The 24894-nt window shown below is 57.1% G+C and carries 24 protein-coding genes; 12 read left to right on the top strand and 12 right to left on the bottom strand.

All coding sequences use genetic code 11. From position 1 onward, the window contains the following. Positions 1 to 136 precede the first annotated feature (136 nt). The 6 genes from ABD982_RS10715 (at position 137) to trmB (ending at position 7316) form a co-directional block, all read left to right on the top strand. Positions 137 to 1576, top strand: coding sequence for a TY-Chap domain-containing protein (locus ABD982_RS10715; protein WP_345447426.1), 1440 nt, complete (start codon positions 137 to 139; stop codon positions 1574 to 1576). A gap of 215 nt (positions 1577 to 1791) precedes the next feature. Continuing rightward, positions 1792 to 2625, top strand: coding sequence for an HNH endonuclease family protein (locus ABD982_RS10710; protein ID WP_345447424.1), 834 nt, complete (start codon positions 1792 to 1794; stop codon positions 2623 to 2625). 87 nt (positions 2626 to 2712) lie between these two features. After that, positions 2713 to 3936: an MFS transporter gene (locus ABD982_RS10705; protein WP_345447422.1), complete on the top strand. Its 1224-nt coding sequence runs from the start codon at positions 2713 to 2715 to the stop codon at positions 3934 to 3936. Positions 3937 to 4116: 180 nt separating this feature from the next. After that, a complete protein-coding gene (locus tag ABD982_RS10700) occupies positions 4117 to 4521 on the top strand; it encodes a hypothetical protein (protein ID WP_345447419.1) in 405 nt (134 codons plus the stop codon). A gap of 163 nt (positions 4522 to 4684) precedes the next feature. Beyond that, positions 4685 to 6358 carry an alanine/glycine:cation symporter family protein gene (locus tag ABD982_RS10695; RefSeq protein ID WP_251380606.1) on the top strand — a complete coding sequence of 558 codons (1674 nt, stop codon included), beginning with the start codon at positions 4685 to 4687 and terminating at the stop codon, positions 6356 to 6358. A 139-nt stretch (positions 6359 to 6497) separates the two neighbouring features. Further along, complete coding sequence (gene trmB, locus ABD982_RS10690) at positions 6498 to 7316, top strand: tRNA (guanosine(46)-N7)-methyltransferase TrmB (protein ID WP_345447415.1); 819 nt, start codon at positions 6498 to 6500, stop codon at positions 7314 to 7316. A 132-nt stretch (positions 7317 to 7448) separates the two neighbouring features. Here the strand turns inward: trmB and ABD982_RS10685 are convergent, their stop codons facing one another. From ABD982_RS10685 to ABD982_RS10655, 7 genes are all read right to left on the bottom strand, one after another. Continuing rightward, the gene (locus ABD982_RS10685) at positions 7449 to 8477 is read right to left on the bottom strand and encodes an LLM class flavin-dependent oxidoreductase (RefSeq protein WP_345447428.1); all 1029 of its coding nucleotides are present in this window, start codon (positions 8475 to 8477) and stop codon (positions 7449 to 7451) included. Between the two features lie 257 nt (positions 8478 to 8734). Beyond that, entirely contained in the window at positions 8735 to 9169 is a 435-nt protein-coding gene (locus ABD982_RS10680; RefSeq protein ID WP_345447412.1) for a heat shock protein transcriptional repressor HspR, read from the bottom strand. Between the two features lie 2 nt (positions 9170 to 9171). After that, on the bottom strand, positions 9172 to 10191 hold the full coding sequence (locus ABD982_RS10675) for a DnaJ C-terminal domain-containing protein (RefSeq protein WP_345447409.1): 1020 nt from the start codon (positions 10189 to 10191) through the stop codon (positions 9172 to 9174). Positions 10192 to 10301: 110 nt separating this feature from the next. Further along, entirely contained in the window at positions 10302 to 10886 is a 585-nt protein-coding gene (locus ABD982_RS10670; RefSeq protein WP_345447406.1) for a nucleotide exchange factor GrpE, read from the bottom strand. Positions 10887 to 10888: 2 nt separating this feature from the next. Further along, positions 10889 to 12736 carry a molecular chaperone DnaK gene (gene dnaK / locus ABD982_RS10665; protein ID WP_251380601.1) on the bottom strand — a complete coding sequence of 616 codons (1848 nt, stop codon included), beginning with the start codon at positions 12734 to 12736 and terminating at the stop codon, positions 10889 to 10891. Between the two features lie 174 nt (positions 12737 to 12910). After that, on the bottom strand, positions 12911 to 14158 hold the full coding sequence (locus ABD982_RS10660) for an FAD-dependent oxidoreductase (protein WP_345447403.1): 1248 nt from the start codon (positions 14156 to 14158) through the stop codon (positions 12911 to 12913). Next, a complete protein-coding gene (locus ABD982_RS10655) occupies positions 14130 to 14549 on the bottom strand; it encodes an FAD-dependent oxidoreductase (RefSeq protein ID WP_345447400.1) in 420 nt (139 codons plus the stop codon). Before ABD982_RS10655 ends, ABD982_RS10660 begins: the two co-directional genes overlap by 29 nt. A gap of 141 nt (positions 14550 to 14690) precedes the next feature. Here ABD982_RS10655 and ABD982_RS10650 point away from each other — a divergent pair, with 141 nt between their 5' ends. Then, the gene (locus ABD982_RS10650) at positions 14691 to 14873 is read left to right on the top strand and encodes a hypothetical protein (RefSeq protein WP_251380600.1); all 183 of its coding nucleotides are present in this window, start codon (positions 14691 to 14693) and stop codon (positions 14871 to 14873) included. 213 nt (positions 14874 to 15086) lie between these two features. On the opposite strand, the gene ABD982_RS10645 is transcribed toward ABD982_RS10650, so the two are convergent. Both ABD982_RS10645 and ABD982_RS10640 read right to left on the bottom strand, forming a co-directional pair. Then, a complete protein-coding gene (locus ABD982_RS10645) occupies positions 15087 to 15494 on the bottom strand; it encodes a hypothetical protein (RefSeq protein WP_345447397.1) in 408 nt (135 codons plus the stop codon). Between the two features lie 351 nt (positions 15495 to 15845). Then, positions 15846 to 16226 (bottom strand): hypothetical protein, encoded by a 381-nt coding sequence (locus ABD982_RS10640; RefSeq protein ID WP_251380598.1) that lies wholly within the window; start codon positions 16224 to 16226, stop codon positions 15846 to 15848. Positions 16227 to 16585: 359 nt separating this feature from the next. On the opposite strand from ABD982_RS10640, the gene ABD982_RS10635 reads away from it, so the two are divergent. Then, positions 16586 to 17083 carry a low molecular weight protein-tyrosine-phosphatase gene (locus tag ABD982_RS10635; protein ID WP_345447393.1) on the top strand — a complete coding sequence of 166 codons (498 nt, stop codon included), beginning with the start codon at positions 16586 to 16588 and terminating at the stop codon, positions 17081 to 17083. Positions 17084 to 17138: 55 nt separating this feature from the next. Here the strand turns inward: ABD982_RS10635 and ABD982_RS10630 are convergent, their stop codons facing one another. Further along, entirely contained in the window at positions 17139 to 19787 is a 2649-nt protein-coding gene (locus ABD982_RS10630) for a DEAD/DEAH box helicase (RefSeq protein WP_345447390.1), read from the bottom strand. A 136-nt stretch (positions 19788 to 19923) separates the two neighbouring features. Between ABD982_RS10630 and ABD982_RS10625 the strand changes: the two genes are divergently transcribed. Then, positions 19924 to 20496 (top strand): nucleoside/nucleotide kinase family protein, encoded by a 573-nt coding sequence (locus tag ABD982_RS10625; protein ID WP_345447387.1) that lies wholly within the window; start codon positions 19924 to 19926, stop codon positions 20494 to 20496. 14 nt (positions 20497 to 20510) lie between these two features. Here the strand turns inward: ABD982_RS10625 and ABD982_RS10620 are convergent, their stop codons facing one another. Next, positions 20511 to 20864, bottom strand: coding sequence for an ArsR/SmtB family transcription factor (locus tag ABD982_RS10620; RefSeq protein ID WP_237204245.1), 354 nt, complete (start codon positions 20862 to 20864; stop codon positions 20511 to 20513). A gap of 106 nt (positions 20865 to 20970) precedes the next feature. Between ABD982_RS10620 and arsB the strand changes: the two genes are divergently transcribed. From arsB to ABD982_RS10605, 3 genes are all read left to right on the top strand, one after another. Next, positions 20971 to 22050 (top strand): ACR3 family arsenite efflux transporter, encoded by a 1080-nt coding sequence (gene arsB / locus ABD982_RS10615; protein ID WP_237204236.1) that lies wholly within the window; start codon positions 20971 to 20973, stop codon positions 22048 to 22050. A gap of 35 nt (positions 22051 to 22085) precedes the next feature. Next, positions 22086 to 22484, top strand: a complete 399-nt coding sequence (locus ABD982_RS10610; protein ID WP_237204234.1) for an arsenate-mycothiol transferase ArsC — start codon at positions 22086 to 22088, stop codon at positions 22482 to 22484. A 150-nt stretch (positions 22485 to 22634) separates the two neighbouring features. Further along, a complete protein-coding gene (locus tag ABD982_RS10605; RefSeq protein WP_345447382.1) occupies positions 22635 to 23864 on the top strand; it encodes a multidrug effflux MFS transporter in 1230 nt (409 codons plus the stop codon). Here the strand turns inward: ABD982_RS10605 and ABD982_RS10600 are convergent. Then, positions 23861 to 24745 (bottom strand): aminotransferase class IV, encoded by an 885-nt coding sequence (locus ABD982_RS10600; protein ID WP_345447380.1) that lies wholly within the window; start codon positions 24743 to 24745, stop codon positions 23861 to 23863. The genes ABD982_RS10605 and ABD982_RS10600 overlap by 4 nt on opposite strands. Between the last annotated feature and the right edge of the window lie 149 nt (positions 24746 to 24894).

Raw genomic sequence — 24894 nt, 5'->3', positions numbered from 1 at the left:
AGGCTCCACCAGAGCCTGGGCTACCGCACGCCGGCTGAAGTCGAAGCCGAGTTTTGGGAACACCACCCCAGTCGAGAAATAATGGAAATTAAGGCACAAGCCTAGGAACAAAAACCGGGGCACTTCAAGAACCGTAATGACCAGCACCCATGACGCCGACTATCTGGCTTTTTGCAACCGTTATGAGTCCCTATTTTCTGGGCTAGTCTCAATGGGGTGGACGCACGCCGAGGTCTACACTCGAGTCACTACCCTTTTCCCCGATATCAACCGGGAACACTTCGAGACCGCAATGGCCTCAGACCGTTGGGTTTTTACCGGGCGCAAGGAACAAACGCTCAATAATGTGATGATGGCGGCAGCCCTCTGGTACGCAGTAGCGATAACCTACGACCTTGAGGCAGATCCTGAATACGCTGCGGTTCACCTTGACACCGTCATCCTGCAAGATTTACCCCGTCTGCTCGACTCACTGGGATCTACCCCCGAAGATATTTCTGACATCATGGGCAAGCTGGGCGCCGCCTTGAAGTATCTGGCAAAGCACCCCTACACTGAGCTCCACGAAGCTGAGTATGATGATCTGCTCGAAAACCTGCCTGCTCCGGCAGCACGGGTAAGCGGCGGCACCCTTGAATGGCCACCCACCCGCGCAGTCATCGAAAACCGAGTGGGGGACCGTTCTTGGTCCGTTGCCCTCCTCAAAACAGGTATCTGCCCGCCGGACGCTGCCGACCAGGGTATCTCGCTCTCAGCAAGCTCCCTCACCGACCGCACTTTCCGCAACGCCCTAGGAGAGTTCCTCAACTACTGCGTGCGGTACGACCGCAAACCCACCGTGATGCTATACGGTCACTGGGCGGAGTCCACCACCCGCCACTACAAGGCGCCTCACCTCGGCGCTATCCGCGCTAAATACGGCTCATGGCACACCGCGCTCCAAGAAGGCCGCGCACTCATTAATGATGCCTTGAACCTCAGTAGCTCAGCTGCCCTGCCCGTGCGGAGCACCACCCACACTGCCCCCACCGACCCCCTTAACATCGATGACATCACAGCCCAGGGCATCGGCATAGTCCAGCCCAAAAAACTTAGCACCGAAGAAGAGGCCCAAAAAGCCTGGGACGGCCTCACCCAGGTCATGCAGCAGCGCCTCGAAGAACTGCCCTGGAGCCTCTCGCTGCACCTCTATTACATCTCCCCCGCAGTAGCAGAAACCGGGGATTACACCAACTACGCCAGTGTGCTACGCTCCCCCGCAGGCTACTTCTGCGAACTCACCTCAGCCAGCGAATTCACGTCTATCGATGTCACCATCACCGATGAGGTTCTCGCTGCCGCAGGCTGGGAAAACCCCCTGAGCAACGGCAGGTGGACCAAAAACTTCCTCTCCGTTGGCGAAGCCGCCCAAGATATCATCGCCGCCATGCGCTATGGCATGGGCTGCACCCAGCCGGACTACTACCAGTCAGATGACCCGGCTAATATGCAGGCCCTCGAAGCTAACCCCAGCACCGGGTCAATCCCCATGGTGCCGGTCACCGGTGAAGGCTACGTCTCCATCGACAGTTTCTAGAACACCCCTCAAAATACCGCAAATCTCCCCATCACCAGACCCCTAAGCTCACACCAGCACACGAACGCTTAGCTGAGGGTGCTTGCTCTTGTGTGCTTATAAGCTCGCACGCGCGACGCTTCAGCTCGCTTCGCTGGGGAAAGCTCGCCGTCGGGGTCAAAGGTGGTCCGATTCGGCTACTCCTCGGCAATTAATGCACAGTAGGATAGAATCTTATGACTCCCCGCCGCCCTAACCGCAGACTACCTAACCCTACTGATCGTCAGATTAGAAACGCTGTGCGGGTGTTCGGCAGCTTCCCTGCCAAGCTACGCGCCGTCCTGGCAGTAGGTTTACTTCTGACGCTTCTTGGCGCTGGTCTTCTCTGGCTTCAGTCCTATAACTGGGATATTGAGGATGCGCTGAATGGCACCCGGCACAGCAGGGGTCAGTCGGTCAGCACCGGTTTTGCTGGCTCCGGGGTGCAGACCTACGGTAAAGCCTCCGAGGTGCTGAACGGTTTAGAGGTGAGCAACAGCGCGGCTCAGAGCACCTACAAACGGAATCTTTATGGGGACCCCTGGGCAGACATAGACTCCAACGGCTGTGACCAGCGCAATGACGTGCTGACCCGCGATCTGCAGGATCTCGAGAAAAACGGGGAATGCAGAGTCATGGCGGGCACCATTATTGACCCCTACACCGCCGAAACCATTCATTTCGAACGAGGCCCTAAAACCAGTGAATCGGTCCCTATCGACCACGTTGTAGCCCTCTCTAATGCGTGGAATAGCGGCGCCTGGCAGTGGAGCTATGAAAAGCGGGTACTGCTGGCCAATGACCCACTGAACCTTCAGGCAACCGGGCAGCGCCCAAACACCGAAAAATCCGACAAAAGCGCGGATGCCTGGTTGCCGCAACCGGGCTACCGCTGCGAATATGTAGCCCGCCAAGTATCCGTCAAAGCCTCCTACGGGCTGTCTGTCACCTCGGCTGAGAAACGTGCCATGGCTCGCGTGCTGAGCACCTGCCCTGAGCAGCCCGCCTACCGATCAGAATTTAGCCGCTAGTAATAATCCGGTGAGCGTCGTCTTTACCCGTGATAAAGATAGAAGGGGGCAAGGACGCCCCGTCTAAGGCTCAGCAAGGAGGCAGCAGTGAGCACGGAGTTTGCCGGCTATCGGCGCGGTTCGAGCGAGTACCGCCGCCTGCTCATCGCCATGTTTGCCGCCGGTCTTGCCACGTTCGCCCAGCTCTATTCTCCCCAGCCCTTGCTACCTGCTATTGCAGAGGATTTGGGTGTTTCTGCAGATACAGCAGCGCTCACCATGTCCTGCGCCACCGCCGGTCTTGCTCTCTGCACCCTGCTCTGGGCGTCGGTGGCTGACCATTGTGGGCGGGTGCGTACCATGACCGTTGCAGTACTCGGTGCCACATGTTTCGGGTTGCTTACCCCTTGGGTCAGTCACTACCCGCTCATGCTCCTACTTCGCACCGTTGAGGGTGCCTTTCTGGGTGGGGTGGCTGGTCTGGCTGTCGCCGTCATTGTGTCAGAAGCCCACCCTTCGGTGCGCGCTGCTGCTACAGGGCTTTATATCTCGGGGACCAGTATTGGTGGGCTAGCAGGCAGAATCATTGCTGGCCCTCTCTCGGAGGTCATGAGCTGGCGGCTCTCCATGTTCGCTGTCTCGGTGGTGGGGGCACTAGCTGCGGTTCTTTTTATCACGCTCATACCAGCCTCCCACGACCGCCAGCGAACACCTGGCGCCTCGATAGGATCTAGCGGGGTAGGCTCTGCACTGGGTTTCTTCCACAAAATTAAAGGCCTGCTGACCAATATGCAGGTGCTAGCTCTCTTCTTTGCTGGTTTCGCTCTGATGGGCGCCTTGGTCAGTATTTATAACTACATCGGTTTCAAGCTGCAGGCACCCCCCTATTTTCTCTCTCCCACCCTTATCGCCTTCCTCTTCCTGATGTACCTCTTTGGTACGGTATCATCGGGGGCAGCCTCACGGCTGACTGGCAAAAACGGGCTTAAACCTGTTTTTCTGACCTCCTGTCTGCTTATGGCGGCAGGTATTCTACTCACCCTGGCGGGCCCCTTACCCGTGGTGGTGCTTGGATTAGCTGTTCTCACCACCGGTTTCTTTGCCGCACACGCGATTGCCTCTGGTTGGGTGGGTTTGCTCTCCCTCGATGCAAAAACCCAGGCAACTGCCCTCTATAACTCTTTTTATTACACGGGGTCTGCTCTCGTGGGGTGGGCTACAGGCCTGCTCTACACGGCTGCTGGCTGGTCAGGCACTGCCCTTGCCTGCACAGGTCTGCTACTGCTATCTGCTCTTTTTTCAGCTCTAGCCCTGGGCAAAAAAGCAGGGTGACGATACGCGCTTTCTCTCCCCTGGCGTGCCGCCTTCTGCTAAGAAGCAATGGTGCCTACGATTGAGAGTAACAAGACTGTTTCCGCTTGAAACTTGTGTCTTCCGTTGATGGATTTCACAGAAAAATGTTTTCACGGTAAAGTTTTTGTCAAACAGATAAACCAACAGAACGGAATTTTCATGAGCCTTCTTTCAAACGCAGCTCTACGCGCAACTTCTGGCCCACTCATCCTCAACTCCGGCATCGGCAAGCTGAAAATGGACGAGGGCACTTACGGCTACCTCAAGGGCATGGCAGCCACCGGCGTCCCTGCCGTTGAAAAGCTCTCAGATCAGCAGTTTGGTAAAGCACTTGCCTTCGGCGAAACCGCACTGGGTGCCGCCCTACTGCTCCCCATCGTCCCCGCCAAGCTGGCTGGCCTGGGCCTGACCGTCTTCTCAGCCGGCATGCTGACCATGTACTTCGGCAACGATGAAATGACCCAGGATGACGGCATCCGCCCCACCCAGGAAGGCACCGGCCTGGCTAAGGACTTCATCATGCTCGGCGCTGGCCTAGCCCTGCTCTTCTCATCAAAGAAGTAGCTCAATATTCATAAAGCCCCGCACCAGCTGCCTCAGAGCAGCAGGTGCGGGGTTTTTTGCGCCTGCAAACAGCAACATGTGACCAGCCATAATCAACAGCCTGCTGTTCATTTCGTGATACATTTCTGTCTAGGCAAACTACCCTTGCACCACAGGACACACCATGGACGCGCTCCAAAACATACTCGATTCCGCTAGCTCCTTTATCTGGGGGCCTTGGCTCCTGCTCCCCCTCCTGGTAGGAACAGGTCTCTTTTTGAGTCTGCGACTGGGCCTTATCCAGCTTCGGCTCTTTACCAAGGCAATGAGCATCCAGTTTGGACGCCGCGCCAAGCAGCCCGGGCTCAAGGGCGAGATTTCAGCCTTCCAGGCCATGAGCACTGCCCTCGGAGCTACGGTGGGTACCGGCAACATTGTGGGTGTAGCTCTGTCGATCAGTATCGGCGGCCCCGGTGCACTCTTCTGGATGTGGGTCACCGCCATCTTGGGTATGGCCTCCAAGTACGCGGAATGCTTTTTGGGTGTGCGATTCCGCCATTACGACAAAATGGGGGAACTGACCGGCGGCCCGCAGTCCTACCTGCAACGCGGCATCCCCAATAAGTTCGGAAAGTTCCTGGCGACCATGTTCGCCGTCTGCTGTGTCTTCGCCTGCTTTGGCATTGGCAACATGACCCAGTCCAACGCTATCTCTGCCAACCTGGACCACTCTTTTGGCATCTCACCGGTAACAACGGCAATCTTCCTAACTGTACTTACTGCCGCCGCTCTACTGGGCGGCATCAAGATTGTGTCTAAAGTCGCCTCAATCTGTGTGCCCCTCATGATTCTGCTCTACCTGGGTTTTGGTAGCTACATCTTGATCCTCAACGCTGGGCAGATTCCCGAAGTTCTTGGCATGATTTTGCGAGGTGCCTTCACCGGTGAAGGTGCCGCCGGCGGCGCAGTGGGTGCAGGCTTCCTCATTGCCATGCAAATTGGCGCCCAGCGCTCACTCTTCTCTAACGAATCGGGGATGGGCACCGCGTCCATTCCCGCCGCAGTAGCAGCTACTTCTCACCCGGTGCGCCAGGGGCTAGCGTCCATGACCCAGACCTTCGTGGACACCATCATCGTCATTTCTATGACCGGCTTCGTCATCCTCACCACCGGCACCTGGACGGGCGGTGACCCCGCAACCATGACCTCCCTAGCCTTCGCTACCGGCTTACCCGGTGCCTGGGGCGGCTACATCGTGGCTTTCTGCCTGGTGTTGCTCGGCTATTCCACCGTGCTGGGCTGGTCCTACTACGGTGAGCGTGCCCTAGAATCTCTAGGTGGCGGACGTCGTGCTATCACTGGCTACCGTTTGGCCTTCGCTGTTATGTGCGGTGTAGGAGCCATTGCACCCCTAACTATTGTTTTTACTTTCTCAGACCTGATGAACGGTCTGATGGCTCTACCTAATCTGATTGGCCTGCTCTTACTCTCAGGCTTGGTCGCACGGGAGACTAAGAAATACCTGACCCACGACCCAAATTTTGAGGCAACCGTGGATACCATTGACGGCTTTATGTACGGGTTACCCGGCGGTTTGGACGCCCAGATTGACCATCAGGTGGACCTGTCCCAGAAGAACCCCGAGCTTGAACACCCGGACACCACCAGCCTCAAAGTGATTACCGAAAAGATGCTTGAGGAGCATACAGCAACGGCTGAGGCAGCACCGGTCTACGATGTAACCCTCACTAACGTACAGACCGGTTCTATACCCCTGCAGACCGGTTCACTGCCCATCATCCAGCAGGCTAAACCCTCTTTCGGCACTCCCACTGATCCCAGGGCCAGTAAACCTTAGAATTGACGCCAACTTGCATGCGCACTTTCCCCGGTAAACTGGTAGCTGCCCCACCCGGGGCGCAGGTGTGCACTTAGGTTTTCCGTGCCCCTGCCCATCGCACCGGTGACTGCCGGCGCACGAGACCTCAGGGAGAGTCATGGAAACCAACAAGCAGAAAGCCGATCTAGAGGATAAGGCGCAGCGCGTAGCTGCCGGCGAGGACATCCACGCACCGGCACCCGAGATTTTTCATCGCCAGCCTTACTCTTTTGTGCGCCGCGGTGATCGCCTGACCGCCCGCCGTCAGAAGGCCTGGGACGCCTACGCCCCCAGCCACGTGCTGGATTTACCTCGCGCTATCGGTGATACCTCGGTAGCCGAGGGCGCTGTTTTTGACCAGGAGAAACTTTACGGTCGGACCGCTCCCCTCGTGCTTGAAATTGGTTCTGGTCTGGGTGAGGCTGTTGTGCACCGTGCTGCGCAGGTACCTGAGAATGACTTCCTGGCGGTTGAGGTGTACACCCCGGGTATCGCTGACCTGCTACTGAAGATGAGTCAGGCAGGGGTGGAAAATGTGCGGGTTGCCCAGGCGAACGCCCCCGAGCTGCTAGATCACCTGCTACCCGAGAACTCAGTGGATGAGGTTTGGGTCTTTTTCCCGGACCCTTGGCACAAGGCACGCCACCACAAGCGTCGCCTGGTCTCCCCTGGCTTTGCAGATAAGATTGCCCGAGTTCTCAAACCCGGAGGAATCTGGCGCCTGGCTACCGACTGGGAGGAATACGCTCTGGTGATGCGCGAAGTTCTGGATGCTCACCCCGACTTCACCAACGCTCACGCTGGTGAAGGTATCACCGATGAAGACCCCATTGGCGGTTGGGCGCCGCGCTGGGAAGGCCGCACCCTGACCAGCTTTGAGCGCAAGGCAGGCGACGCAGGGCGTCGTGCCCACGACCTCACCTATATTCGCAACTAGACGATTTGTTCACATGGCCCCTGCCAGCGGTACTAATGCAGCATATTTCTGAATGAGTAGCGATGATTCAACGAAAGAGAGCCGGGATGAACCCGGCTCTCACTACACTTTCAATCTTTCAACCGGGGCACTTTAGCCCTTAGCCAGCAGCTCACGTACGCGAGGAATCACCTGCGTACCGTAGAGCTCAATAGAGCGCATGGAGTACTCGTGAGGCAGGGGACCATTAGAGTACTTGAGGTCAAAACGCTGAATACCCAGGGTCTTGACGGTAGCGGCAATCTTCTGCGCTACCGTCTCGGGTGACCCGACATAGAGGGAGCCGTGAGTAATTTCGTGGTCGAACTCGGCGGCGCTGGCGGGGCCCCAGCCGCGTTCGGCGCCAATCTTGTTGCGGTTGGTGATCCAATGCTGGCGCAGTTGCGCCTTAGCTTCTTCATCTGTATCTGCAATGTGACCGGGTGAGTGGACGGCAATAGGCAGATCGGTGTTGCCCAGTTGCGCGTTGGCCCGGTGGTAGAGGTCCACGAAAGGCTTGAAGCGCTCTGCAGGGCCTCCGATGATGGCAAGCATCAGTGGCATCTTGTACTGGGCTGCTCGCGCCACGGACTCGGGGCTGCCGCCCACAGCGATCCACTGTGCAAGGCCGTTTTCAGTCTTGGGGTAGATTTCCTGGTTGACCAGCGGGGTGCGGTTTCCGGGGTTCCAGTTGACGGGTTGCTCGGTGACAACGCGCGAGAAGAGTTCGAGCTTCTCAGCGAAGAGCTGGTTGTAGTCCTCCATCCTGTAGCCAAAAAGCGGGAAGGACTCGGTGAAGGAGCCGCGCCCCAGAACCACTTCAGCGCGGCCCTTGCTCATGGCGTCGATGGTAGCGAAGCGCTGGTAGACGCGAATGGGGTCATCGGAACTGAGTACGGTCACGGCTGAACCCAGATGGATGCGCTCGGTCACCGTGGCAATGCCTGCTAGGACGGCGTCGGGGGCTGACACGGCATAGTCAGGGCGGTGATGCTCACCAACACCGAAGAAGTCAATGCCCACGCGGTCAGCCAGCTTTGCCTGTTCCACGACGTTGCGGATTACCTGCGCCTGATGTAGCGGCTTACCCTCTAGATCTTGGGTAGAGTCGCCGAAGGTATCCAGACCGAACTGGACGTCCATGTCGGTAACCGAGGGTAGGCGATCGCGGAGGCATGTTGACGTAGTGATGTCGTCAGCGGTGAGGTGTGAGGTCATGAGTTTCGCCTTTCATCTGACGTTAGATATTTTACAAAGAAAGTATCTCACGGCGCGGTAAAAGGCACAAGAGGCAATACAAGCCAGCACAATGCGCATTTCAGGCCGCTGGGTGATGCAATGCCTAGAATAACAAAAGCCCCTTTCAGGTAGTCATTAACAACCTGAAAGGGGCTTTTTTATTATTTACCGGTCTTAGGGCGGTAGAGCACCACAGCTTGGGAGCGCGGCCGGGCAACAGGACGCTTACCCCGTGCCAAGTGCACGATATCGCCCGACGCCCCGGCAGCAAAAACGCGTGATCCGTCGCGCAAGCGGTGTATCAGGGCCTCGTTCTCTCGTAGAAGCTCAGCATTGCGAGCCTTAAGAGCTTCTACCTGGTGCTCCAGATCAATGACCCGTTTGATGCCTTCTAGAGACACACCAGACTGTGAGAGCTCCTGGATTTCTTGGAGCTTCTGCACATCCCGCTCAGAGTAGCGGCGGGCCTTACCCGGGGCGCGGGAGGGTTGAACCAGGCCCAGGCGGTCGTACTGGCGCAGGGTCTGCGGGTGCATACCTGCCAGCTCGGCCGCCACCGAGATGACGAAGACCGGTCGGTCTGATTCCAAGGCCATGGTTACACACCGGCTTTCTTGAAGAGCTCTTCGCGCGGGTTACCTTGGGGTGCTAACTCCAGGAAACGGGATAGAGCTGCCTGCGCCTCGTCTGTCAGGTCGGTGGGTACCTGCACCTCGGGTATCACCAGCATATCCCCGGTTCCCTTCTTGGTCACGAAGCCGCGGCCCTTGGCTCGCAGCTTACGGCCAGTGGGTGAACCTGCGGGTAGGCGGAGCCTAACGCTCTTGCCGTCTAATGTGGGCACCTCAAGAATGGTGCCGTTAACAGCTTCTTCCAGGGTGACGGGAACGTGCACCAGCACGTTATCGCCCTCGCGCTCGAAAATAGGGTGCGCGTCCACACGCACGGTCACCAGCAGATCGCCAGCACCGCCGGGACCGGCGTGCCCCTTGCCGCGCAAACGCACCTTTTGACCGTCCTTGACGCCCTGGGGTAGACGGGCTGTGGTCTGGGAACCGCCGGGGCGGAAAACGCTAACTTCGGCGCCCTCGTAGGCTTGCTTGAGGCTGATGCGGGCACTAGTGGTGGCGTCTTCACCCTTAGGCGCGGACTGCTGGAAGGCACCGGAACCGCCGGGGAACCCTCCACCCATACCACCGGAGAAGCCACCGCGGGATGAGCTACCGCCCATACCGCCGCCAAACATTCCGCCCAACAGATCCTCAATGTTGATGCCCTGGGAGCCACCACCGGTGCTGTAGCTAAAGTTGCCTGCCCCACCGGGGAACCCTCCCCCGGGGAACCCACCGGCACCGCCCGGGAAGCCGCCGCCGAAACCGGCAGCCCCGTATTTACGGACCTGGTCGTATTCTTCGCGCTGCTTCTTATCCGAGAGCACGTCGTTGGCTTCTGAAATCTCTTTGAACTTCTTTTCAGCCGCAGCGTCGCCGGGGTTCTGGTCGGGGTGGTACTTACGCGCTAGCTTGCGGTAGGCCTTTTTAATGTCTGCATCTGAGGCGGTTTCAGAGACGCCCAATACCTTATAAAAATCTGTGTTCAGCCAATTTTCACTAGCCATGTGCGTCTCCTTCCGGGTAGACGGTAATCGTTTAGAAAAAGTTTTTTGCTGCCCAGTTAGGGCTGTGGGCGGGCACATGATGTGCCCGCCCACCGTGGTTTTAGTCTGCCTTATTCAGCGACTGCTACCGCTACCTGCGCGGTGCGGACGACGCGGTCGTTGACCTTGTAGCCGTAGCGCAGAACCATGGATACATGGTCGGGTTCCACCTCGCCGGTGGGCTGCTGCAGCACTGCCTCGTGCACCTGGGGATCAAAGGCGTCGCCGACTTCGCCGAAGCGGATCAGACCCTGCTTGGTGAGGGTTTCATCCAGTTTCTTGGCAATTGCGGCGAAGGGTCCATCTTCCAGGTCACCGTGGGTGCGGGCCGCGTCAATGTCGTCAAAGACCGGCAGCAAAGAGGCAATGACATCGCCAATCACGAAGTTGCGCAGCTGCTCTTTTTCCTTGGCGGTGCGGTTCTTGTAGTTGGTGAACTCAGCCTGAAGGCGGCGCAGGTCTTCGAGACGTTCAGCTGCCAGGGCAGCATCTGCAGTCTCGCCCGCCTCGGCGGCTACACCGGTTTCACCCGGTGCAGCGGCCTCGTCGGTGACACCCTCGGTCGCTTCAGGGTGACCGTCAGCGGCGGGGGCGCTGAAGGCCTCCTCCAGCGAATCGGCTTCTTGGCCCTGGGGCTCGTTGGTGTTCTCAGACATGGTTACTTCTTTTCGTCTTCGTCGATAACTTCGGCGTCTACTACATCGTCTTCATCAGCCTTGGGTGCACCGGCGTCAGCGTTAGCTGCGTCGGCCTGTGCCTGGGCGTAGAGTGCTTCGCCCAGCTTGGTCTGTGAAGCCTGTAGCTTCTCGAATGCTGCCTTGACAGCGTCATCATCTTCACCTTCAAGGGCTGCCTTGACGGCGTCCACGTCAGCCTGAACCTCAGTCTTGACATCCTCGGGTAGCTTCTCATCGTTTTCCTTGATGAGTTTCTCGATGGAGTAAGCGGAGTTCTCAGCTGCATTGCGGGTCTCGGCTGCCTCGCGGCGTGCCTTGTCCTGCTCAGCGTGTGCTTCGGCGTCCTTGACCATGCGATCAATGTCTTCCTTGGAGAGTGATGAGCCACCGGTGATGGTCATGGACTGCTCGGTGCCGGTGCCCTTGTCCTTTGCGGATACGTGCACGATACCGTTGGCGTCGATGTCGAAGGTGACCTCAATTTGGGGCATACCGCGGGGTGCAGGGGCGATGCCGGTCAGCTCGAAAGTGCCCAGGTTCTTGTTGTCGCGGGTGAACTCACGCTCGCCTTGGAAGACCTGGATAGACACTGAAGGCTGGTTGTCTTCAGCTGTAGTGAAGGTTTCGCTGCGCTTGGTGGGGATCGCGGTGTTGCGCTCGATCAGCTTGGTCATGACGCCGCCCTTGGTCTCGATACCGAGGGAGAGGGGGGTAACGTCGATCAGCAGAACATCCTTGCGCTCACCCTTCAGGACACCTGCCTGCAGGGCTGCACCCATAGCGACGACCTCATCGGGGTTGACGCCCTTGTTGGGCTCGCGGCCACCGGAGAGCTCCTTGACAACCTCGGTGACAGCGGGCATACGGGTTGAGCCACCGACCAGAACGATGTGAGCGATCTCTGAGACGGATACGCCGGCTTCTGAGATAACGTCCTTGAAGGGCTTCTTGGTGCGCTCCATCAGATCTGAGGTCATGTCCTGGAACTTAGCGCGGGTCAGCTTCTCATCTAGGTGGATGGGGCCCTCTGCGGTAACGGAGAGGTACTGCAGGGAGATGTTGGTTGAGGTAGCTGAAGAGAGCTCCTTCTTAGCCTGCTCAGCTGCTTCGCGCAGACGCTGCAGAGCGATCTTGTCCTTGGACAGGTCAGCACCGGTCTTGGACTTGACCTGCTCCAGCAGGAAGTCAACGATGCGCTGATCCCAGTCGTCGCCACCCAGACGGTTGTCACCGGAGGTTGCACGAACCTGGATGGTGGAGAAGCCGTCTTCATCTTTACCCACTTCGAGCAGGGAAACGTCGAAGGTACCGCCGCCGAGGTCGAAGACTAGAATCAGTTCGTCTTCATTGCCCTTGTCCAGGCCATAAGCCAGAGCTGCTGCGGTGGGCTCGTTGACGATACGCAGGACGTTAAGACCTGCGATTTCGCCGGCTTCCTTGGTTGCCTGACGCTCAGCGTCGTTGAAGTATGCGGGAACGGTGATCACAGCGTCGGTGACGGTGTCGTTCAGGTAGGCTTCAGCGTCGCCCTTGAGCTTCATGAGGATACGAGCTGAGATTTCCTGAGCGGTGTACGCCTTACCGTCGATGTCCTGGGACCAGCTGGTGCCCATGTGACGCTTGACGGACGCGATGGTGCGGTCAACGTTGGTGACTGCCTGACGCTTTGCTACCTCGCCTACTAGAACCTCGCCATCCTTGCTGAATGCTACGACGGAGGGGGTGGTGCGGGCGCCTTCGGCGTTGGCGATAACGGTGGGCTCGCCACCTTCGAGTACTGCTACAACTGAGTTGGTGGTACCGAGGTCAATGCCTACTGCACGTGCCATGAGATTTACTCCTTGTATTGGTTTGATATTTACACTGGTGACATCTTCGAAGTTGAGCGCCTTTCACTCAACTCAGATGTCTTGGTTAACAGTTTGCACCCTTTTGGCAACTCTGTCAATAGACTTGAGTGAAATACGCTCAACTTTTTTGCGCAGCTCAATAGAAACTAATAATTACTGTTGGGCAGAATTCCAGGTTTTCCACCCTCCATCAAGATTCCTCACTTGATATCCATGCTGGTTCAAAATGCGCGCAGCTAAATAACCGCGCAAACCAACCTGACAATGAACGATGATGGGGCGGTCAATTTCCAGCTCGCCCAGGCGCTCCCGCAGAGCATCAAGCTCGATATTGACAGCACCGGGGATGGGTGAATGGGTAAATTCACCAGGAGTTCGTACGTCAACCAGCAGAGCACCGGCGTCCAGCTCATCCTGTAACTCATGGAATTGAACCGTTTGAACTAACCCATCCCGAATATTGCGATTAATATAGCCCAGCATATTAACCGGGTCTTTAGCCGAGCCAAACTGGGGCGAGTAAGCGAGCTCCAGCTCTGCTAAATCGGAAGCCCTCAAGCCACCGGCCATTGCGGTGGCAATGATGTCGATTCTTTTATCGACGCCTGACTCCCCGACTCCCTGGGCACCCAGTATTTCATCGGTAGCTGAATCAACCAGCAGCTTCAGAGACATCCCCGAAGCACCTGGGTAGTAGCCAGCATGATCTGAGGGGTGGGTATGAATTGCGCGGTAATCCCTACCCTCTTGCTTGAGGCGGCGCTCGTTCCAGCCGACACTCGCAGCCGTCACCCCAAAAAGCCCCATAATCGAGGTGCCGCGCACCGGGCGCTGAGCAACAGGCCGGCCTGCAATTACATCTGCCACCAGACGTCCTTGCAGGTTGGCAGTATTCGCCAAGGCAACCAGCACCCCCTGGCCGCTCAGAGCGTCCCGCTTTTCCACAGCATCCCCCACCGCATAGATATGAGGATCGCTGGTACGCATGTGCTCATCGACTAGAATTCCGCCCCTCTCTGAAAGGGCAAGACCAGCACCTGCCGCCAGGCGGGAATCGGGGCGCACACCAATAGCAAGGATGACCATATCAGCAGGCACTTCACTGCCGCTGACAAGTTTGATCTTGCTCTGGCGAATTTCCGCAAGAGCCTCACCTAGGTAAAGGTCGACGCCACCATCACGGAGGGCGCGGTGAACCAACGCCGCAATCTCGGTATCAAGCGGCGCCATCACCTGGGGTGCAGCTTCCACCAGAGAAACGTGGAAGCCTCGATGAGAGAGGTTTTCTGCAACCTCAAGACCCACAAAACCACCGCCCACCACAGCAACAGATGCACCGGAGGGCAACTCATGAGTGCGCGCCATAATGGCGTCAACATCTTCCACCGTTCGCAGCGTCAAAGCCTGCTCGACCCCAGGCAGGGGAGGCACAAAGGGGGGTAGCACCCGGCGAGAGAATAAGCTCGTCATAATTCAGAGTTTCAGTACCGGCAGCGATTTTGACGTCGATGGCTTGAGCAGCCCTATCGATGGACAAAACCTCACTATTTACGCGCACATCGAGCTCAAAACGCTGCGCCAGCGATTCAGGAGTTTGCAAGAGTAAGCTGTCTCGCTCCTCAATCACGCCACCCAGATAATAGGGCAGGCCGCAGTTGGCAAAACTCACGTAGCCACTTTTCTCCAGCACGATGATGCGCATTGATTCATCATGACGGCGCAAGCGGGTGGCAGCAGACATACCGCCTGCCACGCCTCCAACAATGACAACGGTTTTCTGAGCCTGGTTCATTATTTAACCTTTCACTAACGCTACGAGGAACGCCCGTTCTTTAACCGAGGTGAACCAGCAGCAACTTAAACCTTCCTTGCCATTATACCCCGGGGGGTATAATATTTTGATAACTAGACCATCACATCTAAGGAGAAACCCATGTGTCGCCCCACCACCTGTAAAGTCTGCTCAAAAACCACTTGGACTGGCTGCGGCCAGCACATCGCCACCGTCAAGGCGTCCGTACCCACTAGCCAGTGGTGCAACGGCAAGCACACCGACGCTGAAAAGGCCGCCGCCCAGCCCTCCGGCGGGTTCTTTACCCGTCTTTTCGGGCGCTAAAGTTCTGCCATACACATACCCCCGCACATTCTCTCTTTGACCAGGATTTTTTCTCAGGTTTAAGAGAGAAAGTGCGGGAGTATTACATTTTTAGTCGCGGTGGACGTCTTGCCTGCCGTCCGCACGGCTCTGCAGCTGAGTCTTCCGGCGTCTTGATTTCTTGGAGTTCCGCACCGCTGCGACAGCCACACCGCACGCAATGACAAGTGGCACTCATGCCTTAGAGTGCTCCAGCAGAAAAAAGACCCAATCGGGCGGGGTGGGCAGAGATATATCGGGCCAGGGAATCTTCCACTGGGGCGCGGGGATATCGATATCGGGAGGGCTGGGCAGCCGCAAAACTGGCACAGGCAGATCTATCTGTGGCGCTGCCACATTAAACTCAGGTAGCTGGCCCACTAGCCACTTGATGATGCGCGCCACCAGAGGCGCCAGAATCAGGCCCACGATGTACCAGACAGATTTCCCCAGGCCAAACAAGAAGGGAAATAAAGCTCTCTTGGCTGGGCTTACGTCCAAAGTCGCCTGATATGCCTCAGCGCGGCTACCGGGTGGTGCGTCCAGCTCAATGTATTCGTCTTCAGCCCCGTGCTTATAGGCAACGAGGAGCAGCTCATCCACAAAGTTTTTTTGTCCACCTCAGCTGGGGCTGGCTGGGTGCCACAGTTTTGGGTGTAGAGAATTTACCGCTGGCCAGATTTTTCTTCAGGTTAATAGTGGCAGGTGTCCCGGAGTATCTGCCCACTACTTCACCGTTCACCAGTACCCGCACTCTTTGCCTGGGACGTGCCAAATAGCTCAGTACCCGCCCCCGAAGACCAGCACCCGCCCGCGATTCGTTGGGTTCGCTCTCTTCTTTGCCCTGAGGTTCTTGCTCTGGCCAATCAGGGTCAAGCGCGCAAAACTCAGCGTCTGAACCCCGCTCAAGTACTATCTGCCCGGCAGTTGGGTGCTCAAGGCTCCAGCGCAGCATTAGCTCTCGTCCTCTGCGGATTTACTCCACTCGGTAACGAATTTCTTACCCCAGGGCAGAGAAGCCCCAATCACAATCAACAGAACAATCGGCACATACCAGCTCGCTCCGTCCGGGTAAAACAGCCTACTTGCCCACCACATTGATGCCCCAGCTACCAGGCCAAAGATGATGCTGGGTCGGTAGGTTATCGCTTCGTAGACGCTCAGAACCACCAAGGCTAGGGGCGTAACCACCAGAACGGCTGGAACAACGCGATGAGGCAGCGCCACAGCTAGCACCCACGGCATGAGAACAAATAAAACTGGTAAACCGAGCAGAGCTATATAGTTACCCGCTTTTCGCTTGAGGGCTGGGGTCTCGTGAGGTTCTGTCGTCATATCTAGTTTCGGTGAGACATCATTGTCAGTGCCATTTTATGCAGCATATCTGCCTACCGCAGCATTTGCACGAAACCAGGGTTCGGCCACCCCGGCGTCCGGAAAACGCAAAAGCCCCGCACCTGTGTGGGGCGCGGGGCTTTTGTCATCTCGAAAGAAACTCAAGAAACTGAGTGTATGGTGTTCCTCTAGTTCACTGCTGTATGAACCGGCGTGACCGCCTGAACACCATCAAGTGTGTGTACTTGTAAGACTATACACAGTTTGGGTATAGTTTTCCGCCCGAGCAGATACTTTTACACACAAGTTTCTAAGGTTTTTGTGCACGATATACAAGCTCATACTCCGCATGAAAAAATATGGATATGTATAAAGTCATGACAGTCTGCACCGGCAATATTTGCCGCTCACCCACCGGTGAGTTCCTCCTCAAGGACGCCGCCGCACGCGCCGATCTACCCCTCCAAGTAGCCTCAAGTGGCATCTCCAACGAAGAGCGAGGAAACCCCATAGATCGCCGCGCTCAAAAGGTGCTGGATGAGCTAGGTATCGACACCACAACTCACCGCGCCCAGCAATTTAATAGCCAAGATTTTGACCGCTTTGACCTCATTCTTGCGATGGACACTAACCACCACCAAGCCCTCAAACGGCTGGCACCGAATGATGCAGCGGCGGCAAAGGTTCGGCTCATGCGAGAGTTTGACCCCGCTGTAGCGCATCAACCGTTAGAAGACCTAGGCATTTATGATCCTTGGTACGGAAACCAAGAGGATTTCTACGAAACATTTGAGATGATTCGCGCAGCGGTGCCCGGCGTCCTGGCCTACGTTGAAGAAGCACTAGAAAGCCAGTAATGGCTGCTTTCTTCTGCGGTGAGCTCCGCCCATCTCACCTGGAGCTCACCACGGTCTAAGCAGTCTCGTCAGTCCCTTGGACGTCCTGAACAGTGGCTTCAAGGTCTAAACCTAGGCGGCGGCGCTCGTCGGCAATAATTTGAGTAGCTAGCTTAGCGTCCGAAATATCCACTGATTCTGAGGCAGATTCTTTGGCGGCAGAGATGCGGGCGTATTCGTCAAAGAGCTGAGACTTGCGGCCCAAAATTTCTAGCATGCGCTCGTCTACGGTATCGACGCCCAACAGACGGAAAACGTCCACCGTGTGCAGCTGCCCCATGCGGTGGGCTCGAGCAATCGCCTGGGATTCAATGGTGGGCTTGAACTGGGGTTCACAGAGAATAACTACAGAGGCGCTCTGAATATTCAGCCCAGCGCCGGCGGCAGTAATCTGCGCCAGCAGAACGGAGCCGGGTGCAGCCTCCCCTAGTTGATCGACGATTCCCTGCCGTTCTGCCGGTTCAACGCTACCGGTAATAAGGCCGATGCTGCGCTCCCCTAATGCTTTCTGCAGACGCTCTAGGACGCTGAGGAAGAAGGAGAAAACAAGCACCTTACGCCCAGCAGCCTCGGCTTCATCGACCAGTTCAAGCAGTCGGGTGAGTTTGGCAGAGTCTTCGGCAGCCCATGCGACCCTGCGCATGAGGGCGAAGTTGCCCTCGGCAACAGCACCGCGGTATGCCTCGGTGTCCAGGCCCGTCAGTTCCACCCAGTCACGGTGCTCTGTCATATCGGGCAGTTCTGAGAGCACATCCTTTTGATTGCGGCGCAGGTAGGCAGGAGCGATGCGGGTGCGGAATTCGCTGGCCAGCAGGGTCTCCATGCCGCTCTCAGACACCAGGGCCGGTTGCAGGTAGTCCACCAGGGTAACGAACTCGCTGACCCGGTTTTCCATGGGGGTGCCTGAAAGTAGGACGGCGTATTCAGCACGGCGCACTAGAGCGGCAACTGCCTGAGAGCGCTGGGCGGCGGGGTTCTTGATCAGGTGCGCTTCATCGGCGATGAGGGCGTCGATGGGCCAGCTGTCATCGGCGTAGAGGCGCGCCCCGTCGTAGGTTGCAATGAGGACGCCGCCGGTCTTCTTCCACTCAGCTACCTGGCTTTCACGGGCATCACCGTGGGCGGTGTAGCGAGTGAGCTGGGAGAATTTTTGCAGTTCGCGGGCCCAGTTAATGACCACAGAGGCGGGACAGATCACCACAAAGTGGGTTTTTCCCTGGTGGTGCAGGTGGGTGAGGGCGGCGATGGACTGCATGGTTTTACCCAAGCCCATCTCATCGCCCAAAATGACCTTCTTCTGCGCCAACATGAACTTGGCGCCGTAGTTTTGATAGCCGCGCAGTGTGGCTGCCAGGCCCTCAAGGTTGATGGGGTACTTGCGGATTCGCTCGTTGATTTCGGCGGGCAGGTAATCATCGCCATGGTTTTCGTTGCCCAGATAATGTGCCAGCAGTGCCTGGTAGGTGGAGGGGTCAGCCAGGTAGCGTTGCCAGGCTTCGTCTGCGGTGAGCCAGGTGGCTGGGGGGACGCTGATGTTCCCGTTGGCCTGGCACCAGGTGAGGTCTTCGAGCAGCTGGTCGTAGTCTGTGCGGTCCTCCCCTAATGCCACGTAGAAGTCACCGATGGGGGTGCCCTGGTTGAGTAGCGGGGCGTAACCAGTAAGTCGTTCACGCAGTTCTGCTTGCGGGATGGCAGCGTCAATCACTTGGAGGCGGTCTACGCCGATGAGCATGCGTTCAGCTGCCGGGGTGCGGTATTCGCCCAGGGTTTCCTTTTCCTGCCCGGCTGCTTCTGCCAGCAGGCGCTGGGCGGCGGCGTGTAGCTGGGCGGCGGTGGTTTCGCCAATACCCGGGAAGCGGGTGAGATCCTGTGGAGTGTGGTCCAGCACCCGGTCAACGGTGCCGATTCCGGCGTCCATCAGCGGGGCGGTGCGTACGGTTCCACTGGTGAGCTCCCGCAGTTTATCAACGGGGATATCGCGCAGGGTGAGGCGGGCACGTTCGGTTTTCAGCGCCTCCATATCAGCGCCCATACCGCTCATGAGTTGGGCACGTTCTGGGGTGTTGAGGGCACCGAGCACCTGCTGGTAGGCAGCTACCTGGGTTGCGGGCAACTTCTCCCAGGTCACTTGCTCCCAGCGTTCGCCGGCAAAGCGTGTCAGGGCTACCGCCGCGGCGTCCTGCAAGCCCAGGGCGTTGGTTTCAAAAGCTTGGGGCATAGAGGGGACGCCAGCATCTGCTTCTGCTAACAGAGCGCGGACCCGCCCTAAGTCGGCATCCACCGCCACTAGCCGGCTAGCTAACTCAGCAGAGGCTGCTTCTGCTGCCTGCTTTTTAGCGCCACCGAAGAAGCGGGTCAGCATGCCACCTTGGCCGTCACGGATGGCTTGAATCATGGCAGGCACCTGGTCATCTGCCTGACTGACATTGCGCAGGACATCGAAGTCAGCCGGTGAGCGCTGCTTCCACCAGGTCAGAGCTAACCATTCGCTTGCCCCCACCAGGTGAGCTGGGGCCAAGGGGGCAAAACGGTAGAGGGACCCAGTGTAACTAACAGGTAGGTTGAAGCCCAGTGCGGCGGGGCGGCTGAGCAGTTCAAGCACGCGGCGGCTCTTCTCAGCAGCAGCGAGCAGTCGCTCGCCTTGACGGGTTAGCTCTTCGTTCATTGCGGGCATCTTTGGTCGAGGGTTGGTAGTTTTGGTTCAACTATAGAGCGGCAGGCCCTGCAAGTGGCTTTCTTTTGGGGTAGTGGCGCGGTAAGTTCATCTGAGGTCAATCACGGACAATGAGAAGAGCATCATCGTGGCTGAATTTAGCACTCCCCAAGAACTGGCGGCCTTCATCACCGAGGCAGTAGAACACCACCAAGGGCAGGCCCCCTTAGTTGTTGCCCTTGATGGACGCAGCGGAGCTGGTAAAACCAGTTTGACCTCCCAGTTATCCGCATTACTCTCACAGCGGTTGCCGGTAGGGGTTTTCCGGTTGGATGACACCTACCAGGGTTGGGAAGGTCTTGCTCCAGCTGTTAGCCGTTGGCAGGCTCTCAGCGCTGAAATAGTTGCAGGGCAGACTCCTGGCCCCTGGTACGGCTGGGATTGGGCGGCCGGTAAACCAACCGGCCCGCACCCTTTCACTGCTACTACCCAGGCTGATTGCGGCGTCCTGCTGGTTGAGGGGGTTGGTGCCCTCTGCGGTGCCCACCATTTAGGTATCTGGGTCGAGCTCTCTGATAGCGAGCGCCAGCAGCGGGCGCTGAGACGGGACGGGGAAACCTACCGTCCTTACTGGGATATGTGGGCCGCTCAGGAGGACGCTATCATCACCGCTAACGCGCAGGTTTATGCCACTGCGGCGCACCTTTATCAAACGCCATGAGCATCCACTTCCGTTTAGCTAGTGCTCTCAGCGAGTTTAGATAACTGTACGGAGGTCTTCTTTAGCTTTTCTTCAACCAAAGAATAGTGCACCCAGGTTCCCTTCTTCTGCCGGCTAATGAATCCATTGTCGGACAGTACTTTGAGATGGTGCGAAACTGTCGGTTGGCTAAGTTCAAGTGCGCCCGTCAGGTCACAGACACAGATTGTCTGAGGTGGCGGGGGTATCAAGGATAAGAGCAGGAGTCGGTTGGGGTCAGCCAACGCTTTAAGAAGTTTAGCTTGCTCTTGGGCTACTTGATTCGGCAGAGCTCTGCGCCCGGCAGACACACAAGCCTCCGCGGGCACAGTGACTGGTGATTTTTCCATAAGCCCATTCTTTCATATATTGACAACTATCAATATAGATACCATTCTTATATTGATACATATCGATATATGGATGTTTACATCCTCAATCCACTACGGAGTTTCAATGCCCTCTAAAGATCTCCCGTCTACCGCACCACCTGAGCAACCTGTCATAGCAAAGCTCTCAACATTAGACAGATTTCTACCCCTCTGGATTATGGGAGCCATGGGGCTGGGGTTGGTTCTTGGCAAAACGGTCCCTCACCTGAACGAGAGTCTGGAAGCACTAAAAATTGGCCAGGTTTCGCTACCAATTGCAGTTGGTCTGCTGGTGATGATGTACCCCGTGCTCGCAAAAGTGCGATACAACCAGACCAGCTCAGTACTGACCGACAAAAAATTACTCATCACCAGCCTCGTCATTAACTGGTTGCTGGCTCCGGCTTTTATGTTTACACTAGCCTGGGTTTTTTTGCCCGACCTCCCGGAATACCGAACGGGGCTTATCATCGTTGGTCTGGCTCGCTGTATTGCCATGGTCATGATCTGGAATGACCTAGCCTGTGGCGACCGTGAGTCAGCAGCCGTCCTCGTCCTTATCAACTCTGTTTTTCAGGTACTCGCCTTCAGCCTGATGGGATGGTTCTACCTACAGATTCTGCCGGCCTGGTTGGGCCTGCCCGTGACCAGCGCTCACTTTTCACTGTGGACTATCACCCTCTCTGTCTTAGTTTTTCTTGGTATACCCTTACTCGCAGGTTTTCTAACGCGTGTCTGGGGAGAAAGGGCACGAGGCAGAACCTGGTACGAGGAAAAATTCCTTCCCATAATTAGCCCCTGGGCACTCTATGGGCTGTTGTTCACTATTACTCTGCTCTTCGCACTACAAGGGAAAACCATTCTTGAACGGCCCTGGGATGTCGCTCGTATTGCTCTGCCTTTGCTGGTCTATTTCCTCGTGATCTTCACAGCAGGCATGATTATCGGCAAGACTCTTAACCTCGGGTACGCCAAAACCACCACCCTAGCCTTTACAGCAGCAGGCAATAATTTCGAGCTAGCCATCGCAGTAGCTATTGGTACCTTTGGTGTAACCAGCGGACAGGCACTTGCCGGTGTGGTTGGCCCCCTGATTGAGGTGCCCGTACTCGTAGCGCTAGTCTATGTGGCCCTGTGGGCACGCCAAAGGTACTTCCTAGATTAATCATTATTTACACCTTTCCACTTAAGGAGAATCCCATGAAAACAGTGCTATTTGTATGCGTAAAGAACGGCGGAAAATCGCAGATGGCTGCATCAGTGATGCGTAAGGTTGCAGGAGATCGCATAAAAGTCCTTTCCGGCGGCACCGAACCAGGCAGAGCCCTCAACACCGAATCTGTTCAGGCCTTAGAAGCAAGGGGCTACTCAACCCACGGCGAGTTCCCCAAAGCAATTGACCCGCAAAGTTTAGAAAACTGTACAGCGATTGTTGTTGTGGGTAAAGAAGCTCAGCTTGACGCTCCCGCCGGCGTACGTATCGAGCGGTGGGACACAATAGAGCCATCCCATCAAGGCATTGAAGGAGCTGAGCGCATGAACCTCATCCTGGATGATATTGAGAGCCGGGTCAATCAGCTTGCTGAATCGCTCATATAGGTTCTATCTTCACGCTACCTAGTTGCCCACCTTCTTCCCAGAAGGCATGGTGCTGGTCTGCAAGAACACATTTTTCTTTTAAATTTCCTATTACGACGGCCCCGCCCCGCCCCGTAGAATAAGTGAGTTTTGCAGGCACGAAAGGGCATCATGGAATCTTCACACACCTCCCACCAAACACCACCCGGTCTTTCTAAAATCGCTGTTTTTACACTAGCGTCCCTGACCGCCGTTGGGCCGCTAGCCATCGATATGTATCTAGCGGCACTCCCGTCGATTTCCGCAGACCTCAACACCACTGCTTCCATGGCTCAGCTGACGCTAACTGCCTTCATGCTGGGTATGGGTGCAGGCCAGTTCGTGGTCGGCCCGCTATCAGACAAGACAGGACGCCGGCGACCTCTTCTGGTTGGCATCGTTCTCTGCGCACTTGCAACCCTTGCCTGCGTCTTTGCACCCACCGTTGAGTTCTTTATTGTTGCCCGTTTTATTATGGGTTTCACCGGGGCTAGCGGCCTGGTACTGGCGCGCGCAGTGGTGGCTGACTCCACCAGCGGTCTGCAAACTGCCCGCCTCATGGGCATCATGATGATGATTAACGGTATCGCCCCTGTTGCCGCACCCCTGATTGGCGGCATTGTGCTAGCACACGGTGACTGGCGCGATGTCTTTAAGGTCATCACAGTTATGATTGCACTGTCCATGGTGCTGGTGACCATCTTCATCAAGGAATCTCTACCGGTAGAGCGGCGCCGCACCGGTAGTCTCTTGTCGGCCTACGCCGGCATCGCTGAAGTAGTGAAAATTCGCCGCTACATGGGTTTCATGCTGACCATGGCGCTGGCCTTTGGTGCCCTCTTTGGCTATGTTTCAGGTTCCCCCTACCTGCTACAAAACGTACTGGGACTCAGCGAAACTCAGTTCACCTACGTCTTTGGGGTGAACTCGGTAGGTATCGTGCTGGCTTCTTCAGTCATGACGGCGCTGGTCGGCAGGGTGGCGCTGCGCAAGCTATTGACTATCGGTGTCAGCTCACTAGTCACGGTGAGCCTGCTGATTTTGATTCACTTCATCATGGGACCCCAATTAGTGCCCACCCTTGTTCTGCTCTTCGCGTTGACCTGCTCGGTAGGCATGATTTTTGGTAACGCTTCTTCCCTTGCCCTGGGCGAAGCCCGCCATATTGCAGGGTCAGCTTCGGCCATGCTGGGCCTGACCCAGTCGGTGATGGGCGGCCTCGCCTCCCCGCTGGTTTCCCTCGGCGGAGGCGGCGCCTACATGCCCTTAGCACTAACCATCAGCAGCTTTGCCCTGCTGGCAGCCCTCGCTCTCCTGACCACGCCCAAGGCAGAAAGCGACTACACCACCTCGTCACGCTAGCTGCGCGCTAGGTAGCCCAAGAACTTTTCAGTCAGCTGCGAATCGGTAGCCAAAGGTGTGCCGTTGAGATGGGTGACCGGGGCTAGCAAACGCACAGACGAGGCCAGCCACACGGCGTCCGCCTCAAGCAGGTCATGAGGGTAGAGCGGACCGTAGCCCAGCTCCCACCCGGCGGTGCGGGCACCTTCAAAGATGACGCCCTGGGTGGTGCCGGGCAGAATGCCGTGGGAGGGTTCAGGGGTGTAGAGAACCTTCTTCTCCCCCTCTGTTTTAGCCACGATGACGGACGAGGTCGCACCCTCGAGAATTCGGCGGTCTTCGGTCACCCAAATGGCGTCATCGGCCCCGTGCTGTTTCACGTAGCGCAGCACCGACATGTTGACGGCGTAAGACAGAGTCTTAGCACCGGCCAGTAGCCACGGGTAGGTGGAATCTTCTGCCGGGTCATGGCCGCGGGGTAGCAGCATGGCGCGCACCCCCTGTTCACGTTGTGTGAGGATTCCGGCGGGGCTGGGGGCAACAGTAACCCATGAGTGGGGGCCACCCGCTACGGTTCCGCGGGAGATAATGATTTTCACGGTATGCTCTTCACCCAGCACAGTCTGCGGGCCAGCTTCAGCTGCGCTCAAGGCTAGATCGATGGCGGTGCGCAGATTCTCTTCCGTAGGCATGGGTAAGTCAAGGAGCCTAGCTGAACCAGTCAGCCGCGCTAGGTGGGCACCAAGTTTTCGCACGCTACGGTTGGCGGACAGCATTGTTTCGAAGACACCATCGCCGCGAGTTAAGCCCTGGTCTTCAATGTGAATGAGAGGGGCGGTGGCGTCTACGAGGGCACCGGCAGGGTGCTCGGTGCTGAGCATTACTACGGTTGTTTGAGTCATATCCTAAGGTTACCTGCGGGCACCGGAAGACCCACTGATGCCCCACCGCTGCGTCTGGGAATACACAGTGACGGGGCATCGTCTGTTGTGCGAGCACCACTGAGGGGCGCGAGAGCTCTCTCAATCCATAGACTCAGGGGCAAGCTATG

The organism is Rothia endophytica, from assembly GCF_039543885.1.
In the GTDB taxonomy this organism is placed as follows: Bacteria; Actinomycetota; Actinomycetes; order Actinomycetales; family Micrococcaceae; genus Rothia; species Rothia endophytica.
This window is presented reverse-complemented; position numbering and strand designations above follow the sequence as displayed.

Excerpts from the sequence above, each read along its gene's own strand:
- ABD982_RS10605 (WP_345447382.1), top strand. The coding sequence starts at position 22,635 with ATGGAATCTTCACACACCTCCCACCAAACACCACCCGGTCTTTCTAAA.
- ABD982_RS10635 (WP_345447393.1), top strand. The coding sequence starts at position 16,586 with ATGGATATGTATAAAGTCATGACAGTCTGCACCGGCAATATTTGCCGC.
- ABD982_RS10640 (WP_251380598.1), bottom strand. The coding sequence starts at position 16,226 with ATGACGACAGAACCTCACGAGACCCCAGCCCTCAAGCGAAAAGCGGGT.
- ABD982_RS10675 (WP_345447409.1), bottom strand. The coding sequence starts at position 10,191 with ATGGCTAGTGAAAATTGGCTGAACACAGATTTTTATAAGGTATTGGGC.
- ABD982_RS10650 (WP_251380600.1), top strand. The coding sequence starts at position 14,691 with ATGTGTCGCCCCACCACCTGTAAAGTCTGCTCAAAAACCACTTGGACT.
- ABD982_RS10670 (WP_345447406.1), bottom strand. The coding sequence starts at position 10,886 with ATGTCTGAGAACACCAACGAGCCCCAGGGCCAAGAAGCCGATTCGCTG.
- ABD982_RS10610 (WP_237204234.1), top strand. The coding sequence starts at position 22,086 with ATGAAAACAGTGCTATTTGTATGCGTAAAGAACGGCGGAAAATCGCAG.
- ABD982_RS10680 (WP_345447412.1), bottom strand. The coding sequence starts at position 9,169 with ATGGCCTTGGAATCAGACCGACCGGTCTTCGTCATCTCGGTGGCGGCC.
- dnaK (WP_251380601.1), bottom strand. The coding sequence starts at position 12,736 with ATGGCACGTGCAGTAGGCATTGACCTCGGTACCACCAACTCAGTTGTA.
- ABD982_RS10655 (WP_345447400.1), bottom strand. The coding sequence starts at position 14,549 with ATGAACCAGGCTCAGAAAACCGTTGTCATTGTTGGAGGCGTGGCAGGC.
- ABD982_RS10710 (WP_345447424.1), top strand. The coding sequence starts at position 1,792 with ATGACTCCCCGCCGCCCTAACCGCAGACTACCTAACCCTACTGATCGT.
- arsB (WP_237204236.1), top strand. The coding sequence starts at position 20,971 with ATGCCCTCTAAAGATCTCCCGTCTACCGCACCACCTGAGCAACCTGTC.
- trmB (WP_345447415.1), top strand. The coding sequence starts at position 6,498 with ATGGAAACCAACAAGCAGAAAGCCGATCTAGAGGATAAGGCGCAGCGC.
- ABD982_RS10700 (WP_345447419.1), top strand. The coding sequence starts at position 4,117 with ATGAGCCTTCTTTCAAACGCAGCTCTACGCGCAACTTCTGGCCCACTC.
- ABD982_RS10685 (WP_345447428.1), bottom strand. The coding sequence starts at position 8,477 with ATGGACGTCCAGTTCGGTCTGGATACCTTCGGCGACTCTACCCAAGAT.
- ABD982_RS10600 (WP_345447380.1), bottom strand. The coding sequence starts at position 24,745 with ATGACTCAAACAACCGTAGTAATGCTCAGCACCGAGCACCCTGCCGGT.
- ABD982_RS10620 (WP_237204245.1), bottom strand. The coding sequence starts at position 20,864 with ATGGAAAAATCACCAGTCACTGTGCCCGCGGAGGCTTGTGTGTCTGCC.
- ABD982_RS10715 (WP_345447426.1), top strand. The coding sequence starts at position 137 with ATGACCAGCACCCATGACGCCGACTATCTGGCTTTTTGCAACCGTTAT.
- ABD982_RS10630 (WP_345447390.1), bottom strand. The coding sequence starts at position 19,787 with ATGAACGAAGAGCTAACCCGTCAAGGCGAGCGACTGCTCGCTGCTGCT.
- ABD982_RS10695 (WP_251380606.1), top strand. The coding sequence starts at position 4,685 with ATGGACGCGCTCCAAAACATACTCGATTCCGCTAGCTCCTTTATCTGG.